15 protein-coding genes are annotated in these 15818 nt (G+C 70.0%); 9 read left to right on the plus strand and 6 right to left on the minus strand.

Features of this window, described 5'->3' with window-relative positions; genetic code table 11:
• Positions 1-3: 3 nt before the first annotated feature.
• A complete protein-coding gene (locus tag PFX98_RS02685) occupies positions 4-1545 on the plus strand; it encodes a malonate--CoA ligase (protein WP_285233628.1) in 1542 nt (513 codons plus the stop codon).
• Positions 1542-1754 carry a cysteine-rich CWC family protein gene (locus tag PFX98_RS02690; RefSeq protein WP_285233629.1) on the plus strand — a complete coding sequence of 71 codons (213 nt, stop codon included), beginning with the start codon at positions 1542-1544 and terminating at the stop codon, positions 1752-1754. Before PFX98_RS02685 ends, PFX98_RS02690 begins: the two co-directional genes overlap by 4 nt.
• Before the next feature lie 22 nt (positions 1755-1776).
• On the opposite strand, the gene PFX98_RS02695 is transcribed toward PFX98_RS02690, so the two are convergent.
• From PFX98_RS02695 to PFX98_RS02705, 3 genes are all read right to left on the minus strand, one after another.
• Positions 1777-1983, minus strand: a complete 207-nt coding sequence (locus tag PFX98_RS02695; protein ID WP_285233630.1) for a hypothetical protein — start codon at positions 1981-1983, stop codon at positions 1777-1779.
• Between the two features lie 32 nt (positions 1984-2015).
• The gene (locus PFX98_RS02700; protein WP_285233631.1) at positions 2016-2492 is read right to left on the minus strand and encodes a VOC family protein; all 477 of its coding nucleotides are present in this window, start codon (positions 2490-2492) and stop codon (positions 2016-2018) included.
• A 75-nt stretch (positions 2493-2567) separates the two neighbouring features.
• The gene (locus PFX98_RS02705; protein ID WP_285233632.1) at positions 2568-3263 is read right to left on the minus strand and encodes a TetR/AcrR family transcriptional regulator; all 696 of its coding nucleotides are present in this window, start codon (positions 3261-3263) and stop codon (positions 2568-2570) included.
• Positions 3264-3366: 103 nt separating this feature from the next.
• Between PFX98_RS02705 and PFX98_RS02710 the strand changes: the two genes are divergently transcribed.
• From PFX98_RS02710 to PFX98_RS02730, 5 genes are all read left to right on the plus strand, one after another.
• Positions 3367-5787, plus strand: a complete 2421-nt coding sequence (locus tag PFX98_RS02710) for a TonB-dependent receptor (RefSeq protein ID WP_285233633.1) — start codon at positions 3367-3369, stop codon at positions 5785-5787.
• A gap of 4 nt (positions 5788-5791) precedes the next feature.
• A complete protein-coding gene (locus PFX98_RS02715) occupies positions 5792-6130 on the plus strand; it encodes a c-type cytochrome (RefSeq protein WP_285233634.1) in 339 nt (112 codons plus the stop codon).
• Positions 6127-7539: a D-arabinono-1,4-lactone oxidase gene (locus tag PFX98_RS02720; RefSeq protein ID WP_285233635.1), complete on the plus strand. Its 1413-nt coding sequence runs from the start codon at positions 6127-6129 to the stop codon at positions 7537-7539. Before PFX98_RS02715 ends, PFX98_RS02720 begins: the two co-directional genes overlap by 4 nt.
• Positions 7526-8800: an alanine racemase gene (locus PFX98_RS02725; protein ID WP_285233636.1), complete on the plus strand. Its 1275-nt coding sequence runs from the start codon at positions 7526-7528 to the stop codon at positions 8798-8800. The genes PFX98_RS02720 and PFX98_RS02725 overlap by 14 nt, the downstream gene beginning before the upstream one ends.
• A 133-nt stretch (positions 8801-8933) precedes the next feature.
• Complete coding sequence (locus PFX98_RS02730; protein WP_285233637.1) at positions 8934-9434, plus strand: outer membrane beta-barrel protein; 501 nt, start codon at positions 8934-8936, stop codon at positions 9432-9434.
• A 76-nt stretch (positions 9435-9510) separates the two neighbouring features.
• Here PFX98_RS02730 and PFX98_RS02735 read toward each other — a convergent pair whose 3' ends face one another.
• Positions 9511-9945 carry a universal stress protein gene (locus PFX98_RS02735; RefSeq protein WP_285233638.1) on the minus strand — a complete coding sequence of 145 codons (435 nt, stop codon included), beginning with the start codon at positions 9943-9945 and terminating at the stop codon, positions 9511-9513.
• A 96-nt stretch (positions 9946-10041) separates the two neighbouring features.
• Between PFX98_RS02735 and PFX98_RS02740 the strand changes: the two genes are divergently transcribed.
• Positions 10042-12678 carry a PAS domain-containing protein gene (locus tag PFX98_RS02740; protein WP_285233639.1) on the plus strand — a complete coding sequence of 879 codons (2637 nt, stop codon included), beginning with the start codon at positions 10042-10044 and terminating at the stop codon, positions 12676-12678.
• Here PFX98_RS02740 and PFX98_RS02745 read toward each other — a convergent pair.
• Positions 12656-13153, minus strand: coding sequence for a 3'-5' exonuclease (locus PFX98_RS02745; RefSeq protein ID WP_285233640.1), 498 nt, complete (start codon positions 13151-13153; stop codon positions 12656-12658). The two genes, PFX98_RS02740 and PFX98_RS02745, sit on opposite strands and share 23 nt — an antisense overlap.
• On the minus strand, positions 13122-14072 hold the full coding sequence (asd, locus tag PFX98_RS02750) for an archaetidylserine decarboxylase (protein WP_285233641.1): 951 nt from the start codon (positions 14070-14072) through the stop codon (positions 13122-13124). Before asd ends, PFX98_RS02745 begins: the two co-directional genes overlap by 32 nt.
• A 52-nt stretch (positions 14073-14124) precedes the next feature.
• Here asd and PFX98_RS02755 point away from each other — a divergent pair, with 52 nt between their 5' ends.
• Positions 14125-15783: an aminotransferase class III-fold pyridoxal phosphate-dependent enzyme gene (locus tag PFX98_RS02755; RefSeq protein ID WP_285233642.1), complete on the plus strand. Its 1659-nt coding sequence runs from the start codon at positions 14125-14127 to the stop codon at positions 15781-15783.
• Positions 15784-15818: the final 35 nt, after the last annotated feature.

The raw sequence follows: 15818 nt of genomic DNA on the forward strand, positions 1-15818 counted from the left end.
GACATGAAGACCAAGAACGCGAACCTTTTTGCCGCCCTGCGCGCGGCCTTCCCCGCCGATCTCGACGCGGTGGCGATCGAATGTGCCGATGGCGAGGGGCTCAGCTACAGCTGGCGCGATCTCGAGCGCGGCACCGCCATGCTGGCGAATCTGCTCGGCTCGCTGGAGCTGCCGCCGGGCAGCCGCGTCGCGGTGCAGACCGAAAAGAGCGTCGAGGCGCTGATGCTCTACCTGGCCGTGCTGCGTGCGGGTTATGTCTATCTGCCGCTCAACACCGCCTACCAGGCCGCCGAGCTCGAGTACTTCATCGCCAACGCCGAGCCGGCGGTGGTGGTGTGCACCGGCAAGCAGTTCGGCTGGGTCAGCAAGCTGGCCTTCCAGGCCGGCGTCAGCTATGTGTTCTCGCTCAACGAGGATCGCACGGGCACCCTGCTGGACCGCGCCAGTCAGATGAGCGACAAGCACGAGCCCGCGGCCAAGCGCGCCAACGAGCTGGCCGCCATCCTCTACACCAGCGGCACCACCGGGCGCAGCAAGGGCGCCATGCTCTCGCACGGCAATATGCTCAGCAACGCGCTGACGCTGAAGGATTACTGGGGCTGGCAGGCCGACGACGTGCTGATCCATGCCCTGCCGATCTTCCATGTGCACGGCCTGTTCGTGGCCTCGCATGGCGCACTGCTGAACGGCAGCAAGATGCTGTGGTTCAACGGCAAGTTCGAGCCCAAGGCGGTGATCGCGCGCTTTGCCGAGGCCACCGTCTTCATGGGCGTGCCCACGCTCTATGTGCGCATGCTGGCCGAAGCGGCACTCGATCGAGAGGCCTGCCGGCACATGCGGCTCTTCATCAGCGGCTCGGCGCCGCTGCTGCTGGAGACCTTCCGCGACTGGCAGACCCGCACGGGCCACACCATCCTGGAGCGCTACGGCATGAGCGAGACCATCATGCTGACGTCCAATCCCTATTTCCCCGACGAGGGCGAACGCGTCGGCGGCACCGTGGGCCAGGCGCTGCCGGGCGTGGGCGTGCGCGTGCACAGCGACGCGGGTGAACTCTGCGCGGTGGACGAGATCGGCAATATCGAGGTGAAGGGCCCGAACGTGTTCGCAGGTTACTGGCGCATGCCGGAGAAGACCAAGGAGGAGTTCACCGCCGACGGCTGGTTCAAGACCGGCGACGTGGGCAAGCAGGACTCGCGCGGCTATCTGCACATCGTCGGCCGCAGCAAGGACCTCATCATCAGCGGCGGCTACAACGTCTACCCGGCCGAGATCGAGGGCTATCTGAATGACATGCCCGGCGTGGCCGAATCCGCCGTGGTGGGCGTGCCGCATCCCGACTTCGGCGAGGGCGTGATCGCCGTCGTCGTGCCCAAGCCCGGCGCGCAGCTGGAGCCGGCGGCGCTGATCGGCGAGCTTAAGCGCATGATCGCCAACTTCAAGGTGCCCAAGCAACTCTATCTGGTGAACGAACTGCCGCGCAACACCATGGGCAAGGTGCAGAAGAACCTGCTGCGCGAGCAGCACAAGGGGCTGTTCGCGTGAGCGCAGCGACACCGCCCCCCGCGCTGGACGATCGCTGCCCGCGCTGCGGCCAGCCCTTTCACTGCGGTGCGCAGGAGGCGCACTGCGACTGCTTCGAGCTCAAGCTCGGCGAGGCGCTGCGCCAGCAGCTGGCGCAGCAGTACAGCCGCTGCCTGTGCATCGCCTGCCTGAGGCAGCTGCAGGCCGAGCAGGGCCACGCGGCGGGCTGAGGGGCGCCGGGCCTTCCTCACCTCACTGGTGGCTGGCCAGGCTCACATCGAAATCCATCAGCACCGCCGCCAGCTCCAGCGCCCGCCACAGATGCGCCGGCATCTGCATGATGCGTTCGGGCGAGCGGGCGTGGCGGGTCCAGGCGTGGATCTCGGCATGCTGGTCGGGCGTGAGCAGGCTCAGCGCGAGCATTTCGTCCAGGGTCTGCATGATGAATGGGACCTCCATGGGCTGTGCGCCCATGATCTCATGGCGCGGCCTCAGCCGCCGTCGTAGGCGCGCTGCAAGTCTGCCAGATCCAGCTTGATCATGGGCATCATGGCCTGGAACACGCGTGCCGCCCTGGCCGGGTCGGGGTCGTCCATCAGGGCCATGGCCTGCCGGGGCACGATCTGCCAGGAGACGCCGAAGTGGTCGGTGATCCAGCCGCATTGCACCGGCTGGCCACCGGCCGCCACCAGCTTGCCCCAGACCTCGTCCACCTCGGCCTGGTCGTCGCAGTTGACGAACAGCGAGATGGCGGGCGTGAACTGGTATTGCGGCCCGCCGTTCAGCGCGCTGAAGGTCTGGCCCTCCAGCTCGAAGGTGGCCAGCAGCACCGAGCCCGGCACGCCGTGCCCGCCCTCGCCCCAGCGCAGGATGTTGGTGCAGCGGCTGCGCTTGAACACCGAGAGATAGAAGTTCATCGCGGCTTCGGCCTCGCCGTTGAACCAGAGGCAGGGGGAGATCTTGTCCATGGGAGATCCTTTCGGGCTATGGTCTCAAGACGACGATCCAGGCCTGCCGCTTTCGACAACAGCCGCCGCGCGCGCTCAGCCGCGCCGCAGCCTCATCATCTGCCCCGCCACCATCTCCGCCATGGTGGCGGCCACCGCCTGCGGGTCCAGGCTGGGGTCGTCGAACAACAGCTCCTGCGCCGCGTAGAGCGCGTCGATGGCCAGGCGAATCGTCAGGCGCGCCTGGGCCCGGTTGGCGCGCGGGTGCGCGTCCATGAAGGGCAAGAGCAGCATGTCGGTGACGAAGTCGTGCGAGCGGTTGCGTACATGCTGGAGCGAGGGCACGGCGCGCAGCGCGCGCGTCACCCACACGCCGGCCGGCATATGGGCGGTGAGCTCCATGGTCTGCAGGAACAGCTCGGCCACGCTGCCGGCAAAGGCCGGCTCCGGCAGCATGAAGGTCGCCGGCACCGCCCAGGGCGTGAGCAGCTCGTTCTGCACCGTCATCAGGCGCATGCCCAGCTCGTGGAGGATGGCGTACTTGTTGGGGAAATACTGATACAGCGCCGGCGGCGAGATGCCGGCGCGCTGGCACACCAGATTGGTGGAAAGCCGCTCGATGCCCACCTCGCCCAGCAGCTCCGCACAGGCGGCCAGGATGCGCTCATAGGTCTCGACGGCACGCTGCTGCGAGGGCGCCTTCTTGAGCTCGAGATCGGGCAGGGCAGCGCCAACGCTGGCTTCTTGGGCCGGCTTGGCACGCCGCTTGGACAGGGTGTCGGCGGTGGACATGGCGGGAGTCTAGCCTCCTCCTATGACAGGGATTCCCCGCATCTGCGGGTCGCGTCGAATGAATATAGTCATCGCTATATTAAATGACAACAGGAGACCTTCGATGCGCACAGCCGGAATCCATCGCCCCAGTCACATCGCCCTGGCCGTACTCGGCCTGCTGAGCCTGACCCAGGTCCGCGCCCAGCAGGCCGGCGACGCCGCACCCGCCCAGCTGGAGCAGGTGGTGGTGTCGGGCCAGGGGCGCGTGCAGCAGTTGCAGAGCGTGCCCATCGCCATCCAGGTGATGGGCGGCGACCAGCTCAAGAAGCTGGGCGCGGCCAATCTCGGCGACGTGGCCAGCCATGTGCCGGGTCTTGCCATCGACGCCACGCAAGCCACCCAGCCGCGCATCTCGCTGCGCGGCATCGGCACCGAGGACTTCGGCATCGGCACCGACTCGCCGGTGGGCATCTATGTGGACGGGGTCTACACCGGCAAGACCGGCGGCGCGCTCTTGAACTTCAACGATGTGAAGCGCATCGAGGTGCTGAAGGGCCCGCAGGGCACGCTGTTCGGCCGCAACAGCGCCGGCGGCGCGATCTCCATCGTCACCAACGATCCCGAATTCGCCACCCGCGCCAAGGCGGCGCTGCGCCTGGGCGAGCATGGCCTGCGCCACGCCGAGCTGCTGGGCAATACCGCGCTCGGGCAAGACCTGGCCCTGCGCGTGAACCTGGTGTCGCAGCGCGGCGATGGCGCCTGGCGCGATGCCGGCACGGGCGAGCGCGCTGGCGGCGAGAACGCCTGGGGCCTGCGCGCCGCCCTGCTCTGGCGCGCCAGCGAGGACACCAAGGCCCAGCTGAGCCTGGAGCACGAGAAGCTGGACCAGCGCGCCCGCCCGGCCTTTGGCGTCGTGCAAAGCCAGGCCGGCACGGTGCCCGCCTTCCCGGCCGACCCGGCCGGCTTCATCGACCCGCGACGGGCGGCGCTGCGCAACGACGTGGCCGGCGACCGCGAGGCGCGCGACTTCAACGGCGCCACCCTGCGCATCGAGCATTCGCTGCCCTGGGCCGAGTTCAGCTCCACCACCGCCTACCGCCACTTCACGTCGCGCAACCGGCAGGACAACGACGGCACGGCCAACCCCCTGCTCTACCTCAGCACCACCAACGAGGAGGCCAACAGCAGCTGGCAGCAGGAGTTCCGCCTCAGCGGCAAGCGCGGCATGGCCGACTGGCTGGCCGGCCTGAGCCTGTACAGCGAGCGCGCGCGCCAGACCGCCTTCGTCGACGCCAGCACCAGCTCTCTCGATACGCTGTTCGGCAACGTCGCCGGCCTGCCGCTGTTCCAGACCGTCAATGCCCTGGCCGAGGCCGCCGGCATCCCCGGCGTCGATGTGCTGGGCAAGCCCTGGGGCGAGGCCATGACCAACGAGGGCCGCTTCAAGGCCATCGCCCTCTATGGCGACGTGATCTGGCAGCTGAGCCCGCAGACCCGCCTCACCACCGGTGCGCGCCTGACGCGCGACGACAAGCGCTTCAGCTGGTTCAACCCCTTGCGCAGCGCCGCCGCCCTCGACGAACAGCTCGCCCTGCTCGATGCCACCCAGCTGTTCCCGGCCATGGTGGCCGCCGGCGCCCTCAGCCAGGAGCAGGCCGACCTGATGCAGTTCGCGCTGCGCAACAACGCGCTGGTGGCCACCAGCGGCGCCAGCGCCGCGGCACTGACGCGCAAGAAGGCCTGGACCGACGCCAGCCCGCGCCTGGTGCTGGACCACCGCGTCGACCGCGACCTGCTGCTCTACGGCTCGCTCACGCGCGGCTACCAGGCCGGCGGCTTCAACACCTTGCAGGTCAACTCGCTCTATGCGCCCGAGAAGGTCACCAGCCTGGAGCTGGGCGCCAAGGGCAACTGGCCGGCGGCCGGGCTGAGCTACAGCGCCTCGCTGTTCAAGTACCGCTACAACAATCTGCAGACCCTGCAGCTGGTGCCCGACGCCGGCGGCGGCATCCCGGCCTACCAGGTCAGCATCAGCGACCAGCAGGCCCATGGCCTGGACCTCGACCTGCGCTGGCAGGCGACGCGCGCGCTCAAGCTCTACGGCAACCTCGAATGGCTGGACCAGACCTACCGGCGCGGCAGCAGCAGCGCCGGCCACGACCTGGCCGGCCAGCCCGCGGGCGCGCCGCGGCTGCAGGCCACGCTGGGCGCCGAACTGCTGTGGAACGCCTTCAGCGGCCAGGCCCACGCCAGCCTGCAGGCCAGCCATGTGGGCGCCACGCGCTGCAACGAGGAATCGGTGATCCAGGGCCTGTGCCTGCAGACGCCCAGCTTCCGCGTCGGCGGCGCGCGCCAGCGCCTGGACGGCCGCGTCGGCTGGGATGCCGCCGACCAGCGCTGGGGCTTGAGCCTGCTGGGCACCAACCTGCTCGACAAGCAGTACATCAACCGCCTCTGGTACGAGTCCGCACCGCTGGGCTCCGCCTACGCCACGCTGGCCAAGCCGCGCACCTTGTCTGTGGAACTGCGCCTGGCCTACTGATCCCATGCGAACCTGCCTGCTGATCCTCCCTCTGCTGTTGGCCGCCTGCGGTGCCGAGGCGCCGCCGCCCACGGCGGCGCAGCTGGAGCACCACCGCCCCGCCGATGCGCGCCTGGCCGGGCTCTACGAGCGCGCCTGCTTCAACTGCCACAGCCGCGCCGAGAGCACGGCGCCACTCACCGGCCACCAAGCCGCCTGGGCGCCGCGCCTCAGGCGCGGCATGCCGGCGCTCGTCGCCAGCGTCAAGAACGGCCTGGCCAGCATGCCACCGATGGGCTTGTGCCCGGACTGCAGCGATGCCGAACTCGAACAACTGACCCGCTTCATGAGCGCCCCGCTATGAACAGCAAAAAAAACCAGGCCCGCCGCAAGGTACTGAAACAAGGCGCCGCCCTGGGTGCCGGCCTGGGTGCGGGCCTGCTAATGGCCGCCCAGGCAAGACCTGGCCCCGCGCCGGCCCCCGCCGCCGTGCGCCCCTGGCAGAACTGGTCCGGCCTGCAGCGCTGCGAACCCAAGGCCTGGCTGATACCCGAGAGCGAGGCGCAATTGCAGGCCCTGCTGCCCGGCAGCCAGGGCAAGCTGCGCTGCGTCGGCGCCGGCCATTCCTTCACCGCCCTGGTGCCCACCGATGCCAATCTGGTCTCGCTGGACAAGCTCAGCGGCATCGTCGCCGTCGACAAGGCGGCCGCCACCGTGAAGGTGCGCGCCGGCACCCGGCTGGCCCAGCTGGCGCGCGAACTGGACGCCCATGGCCTGGCCCTGCACAACCAGCCCGACATCGATGTGCAGACCCTGGCCGGCGCGCTCGCCACCGGTACCCATGGCACCGGACTCACCCTGCCGGCCCTGCATGCCGAGGTGCAGGCGCTGCGCCTCGTCACGCCCCAGGGCGAGCTGCGCGAATGCAGCGCCACCCAGAACGCCGAGCTGTTCGACGCCGCGCGCGTCTCGCTGGGGGCGCTGGGCGTGATCACCGAATACACCTTGCGGGTGCGGCCGCGCTACATGCTGCGCCGCAAGGTCTGGCTGGAGCGCACCGAGGCCTTGCTGGAGAAGGCGCCCGAGCTGGCGCGCCAGCATCGCCACTTCGAGCTCTATGTGCTGCCCTTCACCGGCTACAGCGCCGGCATCCTGCACGACGAGGTGGCCGGCAGCACACCCGAGCGCCCGCACAGTGCCGACGAGGACGTGCTGCGCGACCTGCGGCGCCTGCGCGACTGGCTGGGCCGCTGGCCCGAGATGCGGCGCTGGGCCGCCGCCAAGCTGATCGACCCGGCCCAGGTGGAGCATGCGCAGGACTGGTCGCACCGCCTGCTCAGCACGGTGCGCCCGACGCGCTTCAACGAGAGCGAATACCACCTGCCGCGCGAGGCCGGCATCGCCTGCCTGAAGGACGTGCTGCGCACGCTGGAGCAGCGCAACGAGGTGTTCTTCCCGATCGAATTCCGCTTCATCCGCGCCGACTCCGCCTGGCTGAGCCCCTTCTTCGAGCGCGACAGCTGCTCGGTGGCCGCCCATGCCGCCGCCGGCGAGGCGCATGAGTACCTCATCAAGGAGCTGGGTCCGGTGTTCCGCCGCCATGGCGGCCGGCCGCACTGGGGCAAGCTGCACGATCTGGACGCCAGGCAGGTGGCGGCGCTGTACCCGCGCTTCGCCGATTTCCAGCGCCTGCGTCAGGCCATCGATCCGCAGGGCCGCATGCTCAACGCCCACCTCGCGCAACTCTTTGGAGTCAAGCATGGCAGCAAATAAGCGCAGGCTGCTGCTCGGCGCCGCCGCCGCCCTGCCCCTGGCTGGCTGGCTGGCACGCCCGGCCGAGCAGGGCGGGCCGCACGATGCCTATTTCCAGAAGCTCTCGGCCGCGCTGAGGGCGGCCGGCGTGGCCCAGGCCAGCCTGGTGATCGACCTGCCGCGCCTGCGCGCCAACCTTTCAGCCATCGGCAGCCACCGTGCCAAGACCGGCATGGCGCTGCGCGCGGTGCTCAAGTCCCTGCCCTGCCTGGCGCTGATGGACGAGGTGGCCAAGGCCTGGCAGAGCCAGCGCGTGATGGCCTTCAACGCCGCCCAGACCCTGCAGCTGCTGCAGGCGCGCCCGCAGGCCAACGTGCTGCTGGGCAAACCGCTGCCGGCGGCCGCGGCGGCGCAGCTGCTGCAGGCCCTGCCGGCCGAGATCGGCGCCGGCATCGAATGGCTGATCGACACGCCCGAGCGCCTGGCGCAATACCGCGAGGTGGCGCGCCAGCGGGGCCAGGTCTTGCGCGTGAACTTCGAGATCGACGTGGGCCTGCACCGCGGCGGCTTCGAGGATCAGGCCCAGCTGGGCCAGGCCCTGGCCAGCCTCAAGAGCGACCCATCCCTGCGCTGGAGCGGCCTGATGGGCTACGACGCCCATGTGGCCGCCCTGCCGGATGCCCTGGGCATGCGCGAAACGGCCTGGGCCACGGCGCAGGCACGCTACCAGCAGGCCTGGCAGATCGCGGGCGAGGCCCTGGGCCCACAGCCGCGTGAGGCCCTCACCCTCAACACCGCCGGCTCGCCCACCTTCCGCCTGCATGAGGGGAAAAGCGTGCCCAACGAGGTCTCGGTGGGCTCGGCCGCGCTGCTGCCGCTGGACTTCGAGAAGCCGCTGCTGGCCGATCTGCGGGCCGCCGCCTTCATCGCCACCCCGGTGCTGAAGCGCTTCGAGACCTTCCGCCTGCCCGAGGGCGCCACCTGGCTGAGCCGCCTGGCCCAGGGCTGGGACCGCAACCAGGCGCGCGGCTATGCCATCCACGGCGGCCATTGGCTGGCCGAGCCGGCCTCGCCGGCCGGCCTGGCCGCGAGCGGCCTGTATGGCAGCTCGTCCAACCAGCAGGTGATGGTGAGCTCGGCGCGCGTGGACCTGCGGCCCGACGATCTGGTGTTCCTGCGCCCGCGCCAGAGCGAGGCCCTGCTGCTGCAGTTCGGCGATCTGCTGGTGTTCGACGGCGAGCAGATCGCGGCGCGCTGGCCGGTGCTACCCGCTTCCGCCTGAACACCTGTACCCCTCCAAAGGGTGTGGCGAGGCTGCCTACATGGCTTGCAGCATGAGCGGCCGCGGCCGCTATGCTCGCGGCCGCGCTCGGCACCAGTCCGGGCGCCTACAACACCATACAGAGGGATCCCCTATGAAGAAACTCATGGCACTCGCCATCGCCGCCGCCTGCGCGGCTCCCGCCTTCGCCGGCGACTTCTACATCGGCGCCGATGTGGGCCGCACCCGCATCTCCGACGACGACATGAAGTGGAGCGGCACCGGCGCGTCGATCTTCGGCGGCTACCAGCTGAACGAGAACCTGGGCCTGGAGCTGGGCTATCGCCGGCTCGGCAGCGACAGCGTGACCGTGGCCAACACCAAGGTCGACGTGAAGGCCGACGCCCTGCAGGCTTCGCTGCTGGCGACGCTGCCTCTGTCCAAGGAATTCGGCGTGTACGGCCGCCTGGGCGTGAACCGCATCGAGGCCAAGGCCACGGCCGGCGGCAACTCGGCCAAGGACAGCACCACCAAGGCGCTGTTCGGCATCGGCTTGCGCTACGCCGTCAGCAAGGAATTCGGCCTGCGCGCCGAGTTCCAGAAGCCCGAGAGCAGCACCAATGTGCTGACCGTCGGCGCCGACATCCGCTTCTAAACAAGCACGTCCCGATTCGCGATCAGGCCAAGGGCCGGCGGCGCAAGCTGCCGGCCTTTTCTTTCATGCGCCGCGCTCACTTCACCACGAACACCGGCACCTTGGCCAGGGTCAGCACCTTGTGCGCCACGCTGCCCAGCAGCACCGCATCAAGGCCGCGCCGGCCGTGCGAACCCATCACGATCAGGTCGGCGCCGTAGGCCTTGGCATGCTCGACGATGCTTTGCGCCGGCCCATGCTCGCGCAGCACATGCGAGGCCCAGGCCACGCCGGCCGCCTTGGCTGCCGCCTCGGCCGCGGCGATGCCCTGCTTGGCACCTTCCTCGGCCGCATCCAGGTAATAGGCCAACGCCTCGCCGCCGCCCTCGGGAAAGCTCACGAAGGGCACCGGATCGATCACGCTGACGATCTCCAGCGCCGCGCCATAGCGCTTGGCCAGGTCGCAGGCCACCGCGGCGGCGCGCGCCGCATGCTCGGAACCGTCGGTGGGGAGCAGGATGCGTTTGAACATGGAATCCTCCTTGGCGATGATGTCTTTACCATCATGCCACCGCACTTGCGGCCCCGGCGGCGCTGGGCACAATGAAGCGCAAATCCCGGGAGTCTCATGAGCGAGGAATTGAAGCCGCCGCCCGAGCCCGAACAACGCCTGCTCGCGCGCATTGCGACGGTCAGCCCCTACGTGGCCCTGCTGCTGGCACTGGGCATCGTCTGGGCCGCCTGGGGCTGGTTTGCGCTGGTCTACCCGCGCCAGCAGCTCGAGGCCTGGGAGCAGACCATGCACGACGCAGTGCTGGTGACCAGCCAGAACATGGAAAGCTCGCTGCGCCAGGCCGAAAGCGCGCTGCGCTCCATCGATCTGCTGCTGCTGACCCGCGCCAAGGACAGCCCGGCCAACGACGCCACCGTGGCCCTGATGGCCGATGGCCTGAAGGAAAGCTCGGCCGGGCTGATGGAGCTGATGCTGGTGACGCGCGATGGCCGCGTGTTCCGCATTCCCACCACCAGCAGCCATGCCTCGGCCGACCTGGCCCACCATGCGCTGATGCGCGAGCTGGCGGCGCAGCCGCCGGGTGGCAGCCTGCTGATCGGCAGCCCGGTGCGGCTGAAGCCGAATGGCCGCGAGCTGATGCCGATGGCGCTGCGGCTGAGCGCGCCGATCGGCGCATTCAGCCATCTGCTCGCAATGATCGATCTGGAGCTGCTGGCCGAGCAGCAGCGCCCCGACCTCGGCCACCCCGACCTGAACCCGCGCGACACTGCCGTCGGCCTGCTGCGCGACGACGGCCTGCTGATGCTGCGCCTGCCGCGCCTCGACGACGAGCGCGCCCAGCCCGGCAGCAATGTGCTGGACGAGCGCCCGGCGCTGCGCGCGCGCCTGGCCGAGCGCAAGGGCAGCTTCCGCCAGCTGGGCTGGGACGGCCACGAACGCCTGTTCTCGTTCCGCGCCTTCGAGAACTATGCGCTGCGGCTGGTGCTCTCGCAGTCGGTGGACGCCAGCCTCGCCGAGTTCCACGCGCAACGCCTGGCCCTGCTGACGGTGGCGCTGGCGGTGAGCCTGGGCGCCACCCTGCTGACGGTGCTGCTGCAGCGCGCGCGGGCGCGCAGCAATCTCTACGACGCCGAGCTGCGCGCCACCAGCGACGCCCTGCCGCTGGGCCTGTTCCGCTGCGATATGCAGGGCCGGGTGGTGTATGCCAACCAGACCTATCGCGAGCTGATCGGCGTGTCCGAAAGCGAGCAGGATTTCGGCTGGCTGAAGCTGGTGCCGGAAGCCGAGCGCGCCGCCGCGCTGCAGCGCTGGCGCGGCGGCATCGAGCGCGGCGAGCCGCAGGAGCTGATCCGCTCGCTGCCGCTGCGCGAGGGCCAGCAGCATCTGGTCTCGATCCGCACCGCGCCGCTGCGCGTGGGCAAGCGCGTGGTCGGGCAGGTCGGCACCTTCACCGACATCACCCGCGCGGCGCAGCAGCAGCAGGCCGCCCAGACGCTCACCGCGATCTTCGACCTGACGCCCAACTACGTGCTGCAAAGCGATGCCGAGGGGCGGCTGATCTACCTGAACCCCGCCGTGCGCCGCCTGCTGGGGCTGGCGCCCGAGGCGCCGCTGCAGGGCCTGCACATCGCCCAGTACCTGCCGCCGCAAAGCCGTGCCCGCTACGAGCAAGAGGTGCTGCCGGCGCTGCAGGGCGAGGGCTACTGGTTCGGCCGCGGCGAACTGCTGGACGGCGCCGGCCAGGTGGTGCCGGTGGAGACCACCGTGCTGATGCACCGCAACAGCGCCGGCGAGGCCGAGACCATCTCGATGATTCTGCGCAATATCAGCGCCGAGCTGCAGACGCAGCGCGAGCGCAGCCGCAGCGAGGCGATCCTGCAGGCGGTGGCGCAGAACTCGCAGGCGCTGATTTCGGTCATCGACCCCGACTACAAGGTGCGCTTCTTCAACGACGCCTTCGCCAGCACCCATGGCGTGCGGCTGGCCGATTGCCTGGGCCGGCCGGTGGCCGAGGTGATCGGCGCGGCCGCCTTCCAGCACACCCTGCCCTATATCCGCGCCGCCCTGCAGGGCCAGCGCGGCCAGTTCGAGCGCAGCCATGGCGAGCCGGGCGAGGCGCAGTACCTGCAGATCCAGTACGCGCCGCTGCGCAACGCGGATGGCGAGATCGAGGGCGTGATCGGCATCTCGCACGACATCAGCGAGATCAAGCGCGAGGAGCAGCGCCTGCGCGATGCCTCGCGCACCGACCCGCTGACCCAGCTGCTCAACCGCAGCGGCTTTGCCGCCCAGGTGCAGGAGCGCCTCGCCCAGGCGCATGAGCAGGACGACTGGGTGGCCCTGCTCTACCTGGACCTGGACCGCTTCAAGCCCGTCAACGACAGCCATGGCCACCCGATCGGCGATGCGCTGCTGAAGGCGGTGGCCGGGCGCCTGCGCCATGCCCTGCGCGGCGAGGACATCGTGGCGCGCCTGGGCGGCGACGAGTTCGCGGTGTTCCTGCCGCACCTGGCCCATACCGGCGACGCCCAGCTGATCGCCGACAAGCTCGTGCATGCGATCGGCCAGCTCTTCACGCTGGGCCATCTGCAGCTGCAGATCGGCGCCAGCGTGGGCTTTTGCGTGGTGCCGGCGGTGCAGGCCGAGATGGACGGCCTGGTGGCGCGCGCCGATGCGGCGCTCTACCAGGCCAAGCGCGAGGGGCGCGGACGCGCGCGCGGCGAAGTCCTCAGTGCGCCGCCACCTGCCTGACGCGCAAGAGTGCCAGCTGCAGCACGCGCGCGTCGCTGCTGGCACGGTGGCGGCTGATCTGCAGCTCGGCGCGCACCTCGTCCAGCACGCGCTGCCAGCAGGCCGTCTCGGCCTCGGAAAGCAGGCTGCGCAGATCGGCGAGGCGGAAGCTGGGCACCAGGTCCACCACATCGAAGAGCCGCGCCAGCCAGGGATAGTCGTGCGCCCAGGCATCGCAGTAGACGGTCTGGCCGGCCAGGCGCTCGTTGGCCTCGCGCGCCACCCAGGCCGCCGGCCGGCCATGCTGCAGCAGCAGCTCGCGGCTGATGCCGTGCAGGGCCTCGGCGCGCTCGTCCCAGTGCAGCCAGTCGGGGTCGGGCCGTATCAGGGTGCAAAAGCAGCTGCCGTCCGGCGCCACGAAGCCCAGCTCGATCGGGTAGCTGCCGCGGCCGAAACCCGAAGCTTCAAGATCCAGGATCGCAGGAGGCCACGGCATGGTCGCGCGCTCGCTGATGGGGGGAGCCCTCAGTGTAGCGGGCGATCGCCGTGCCCATGCGCAAGACTTGACCCTCGCGCAGGCCCGGCAGCAGCGCCAGCCCCGGCGGCAGGAACAGGATGATGGTGGAGCCATGCTGGAACCAGCCCAGCTCCTCGCCCTTGGCCGCGCTGGCGCTGCAGGGCAGCTCGTTCGCGCCGCGCCAGCCGCGGTGCAGCAGCAGGTCCAGGCAATGCAGGCGCAGGCTGGCCACCAGGATGGCGGCCACCGGCACGATGGCAATGGGAAGCTCGGGCAGCGCGCTGCCGCGCAGTCGCGCATGGATGGCGGCACGCTCGTTGCGGCAGAACAGGCGCTCGACGCGCTTGAGCGCGATCGGGTTCACGTTCCAGGTATCGCCGGCGATGTGCGTCACATGCTCGATGCGCAGATCCGCCGGCGCATGGAAGCGGTGGTACATGGCCGAGGTCAGGCGCAGCGTCAGATAGCTGCCATCCATGAAGGGCGTGGCGCGCGCCGCGCTGCCGAACAGCTCCTCGATGCGATAGGGATAGCCCTTGGCCTGGAACAGCCGGCCGGCCTGCACCCGGCCATGCGCGCCGACGATGCCGTCGCAGGGGCTGGTGAGGCACAGCGGGTCGGCATCCAGCGGGCGCGCGCCGGCTTGCAGCTCGCGGATGAAGCAGTCGTGCAGGCTGCGGTAGCCGCCCGGGGGCTGCTTGGCATCGCTGAGATCCAGCTCGGTGAAGAGCCGCCACACGCGGATCGACAGCCGCGCCAGCAGCGGGCTGCGGAGCTGGCTGAACCAGCCCATCGCGCGGGTCAGCGCAATGCGCGGCACCCGGTTGGTGAGCAGGAAGTTCAGATCCTCCTGCTGCAGCAGGGCATTGCGCCAAGGGCTTTTTGCTTGCTTTTTCATCAGAGCGTCAACTGATTGCGGTTCCATGCAGTCTGCCCACTGCATGTGACATATGGACGAGACCCTGCCCCTCTACCTCTTCGGCGCGCTGGCCCTGGGCGCGCTGGCCCGCAAGGCCTGGCGCCGCCTGCAGCTCTCGCGCGCCAAGCACCGCTCGCTGGCCGGCCACGCGCGCATGGCCAAGCGCGTGGCGGCGTGGCTGCCCGGCTATGCCTACGGTGAGGCGCAGTTCTTCGCCGCTGACGGCGCGCCGCCCGAGGTCGCGGCGCAGCGCCGCGCCGGCTTCATGGCGCTGGCGCAATGGCTGCAGACCCAGCATCCGCGCTCGATCGCACTCACCGACGAGGCCCGCGAGGGCCTCTCGGACCTGCAGTTCACCGGCGCCTACCGCGTGCCCTTCCAGTTCAGCCCCTTCCTGCGCCGGCACCTGAAGCTGGGCGCCTTCTACGCCGCCAGCGACGGCGTGCTGCTGCGCGACCTGGACGGCCAGGCCTTCTACGACCTCAGCGGCTCCTATGGCGTGAACGTGTTCGGCGTCGAGCGCTACAAGCGCTGCATCGCCGAGGGCAGCGCGCGCGTGGCGGCGCTGGGCCCGGTGCTGGGCGGCCTGCATCCGGTGGTGGCGGAGAACGTGGCGCGGCTGCGCCGCATCTCCGGCCTGGACGAGGTGAGCTTCCATATGTCGGGCACCGAGGCGGTGATGCAGGCCGTGCGGCTGGCGCGTTATCACACGCGCCGCAGCCATCTGGTGCGCTTCTGCGGCGCCTACCATGGCTGGTGGGAGGATGTGCAGCCGGGCCCCGGCAACCCGCAACCGCCGCGCGACACCTACACGCTGGCCGACCTGGACCCGCGCGCGCTGGCGGTGCTGCGCACGCGCACCGACATCGCCTGCGTGCTGGTGAACCCGCTGCAGGCCCTGCACCCCAACCGCGGCGCGCCGGGCGACAGCTCGCTGCTGGACAGCTCGCGCCGCGCCGGCGCAGATCCTGCCCAGCGCGCCGCCTACACGGCCTGGCTCAAGCAGCTGCGCCAGGTCTGCAGCGAGCGCAGCATCGTGCTGATCTTCGACGAGATCTTCGTCGGCTTCCGGCTGGCGCGCGGCGGCGCGCAGGAGTACTTCGGCGTGCGTGCCGACATGGTCACCTATGGCAAGACTCTGGGCGGCGGCCTGCCGGTGGGCGTGCTGTGCGGCCGCGCCGCACTGATGAAGCGATTTCGCGAGGAGCGCCCGGCCGACATCTGCTTTGCGCGCGGCACCTTCAACGCCCACCCCTATGTGACGGGCGCGATGGCGAGCTTTCTCGACTATCTGGAAACGCCCGAGGCCGACGCGATCTACGAGGGGTTGGACGCACGCCAGGATGCGCGCACCGCCCGCATGAACGCGGCCCTGCAGCAGGCCGGCCTGCCGCTGCGCGTGGCCAACCTCTCCTCGATCTGGACCGTCGTCTACACGGCGCCCTCGCGCTACAACTGGATGCTGCAGTTCTATCTGCGCGCCCAAGGCCTGGCGCTGAGCTGGGTCGGCACCGGCCGGCTGATCTTCAGCCTCGACTACAGCGAGGCCCAGTTCGACGCGGTGCTGCAGCGCTTCGTCGCCGCCGCTCAATCCATGCAGGCCGATGGCTGGTGGTGGGCGCCGCCCGGCCAGACCGACAAGCGCATCAAGCGCCAGCTGCTCAGGGAGGTGCTGGCGCGCATGTTCTGATCGCAGCGCTGCCACGCTGCCAGAATGTTGTGCAG

This window comes from Paucibacter sediminis, from assembly GCF_030254645.1.
Taxonomy (GTDB): domain Bacteria; phylum Pseudomonadota; class Gammaproteobacteria; order Burkholderiales; family Burkholderiaceae_C; genus Paucibacter_B; species Paucibacter_B sediminis.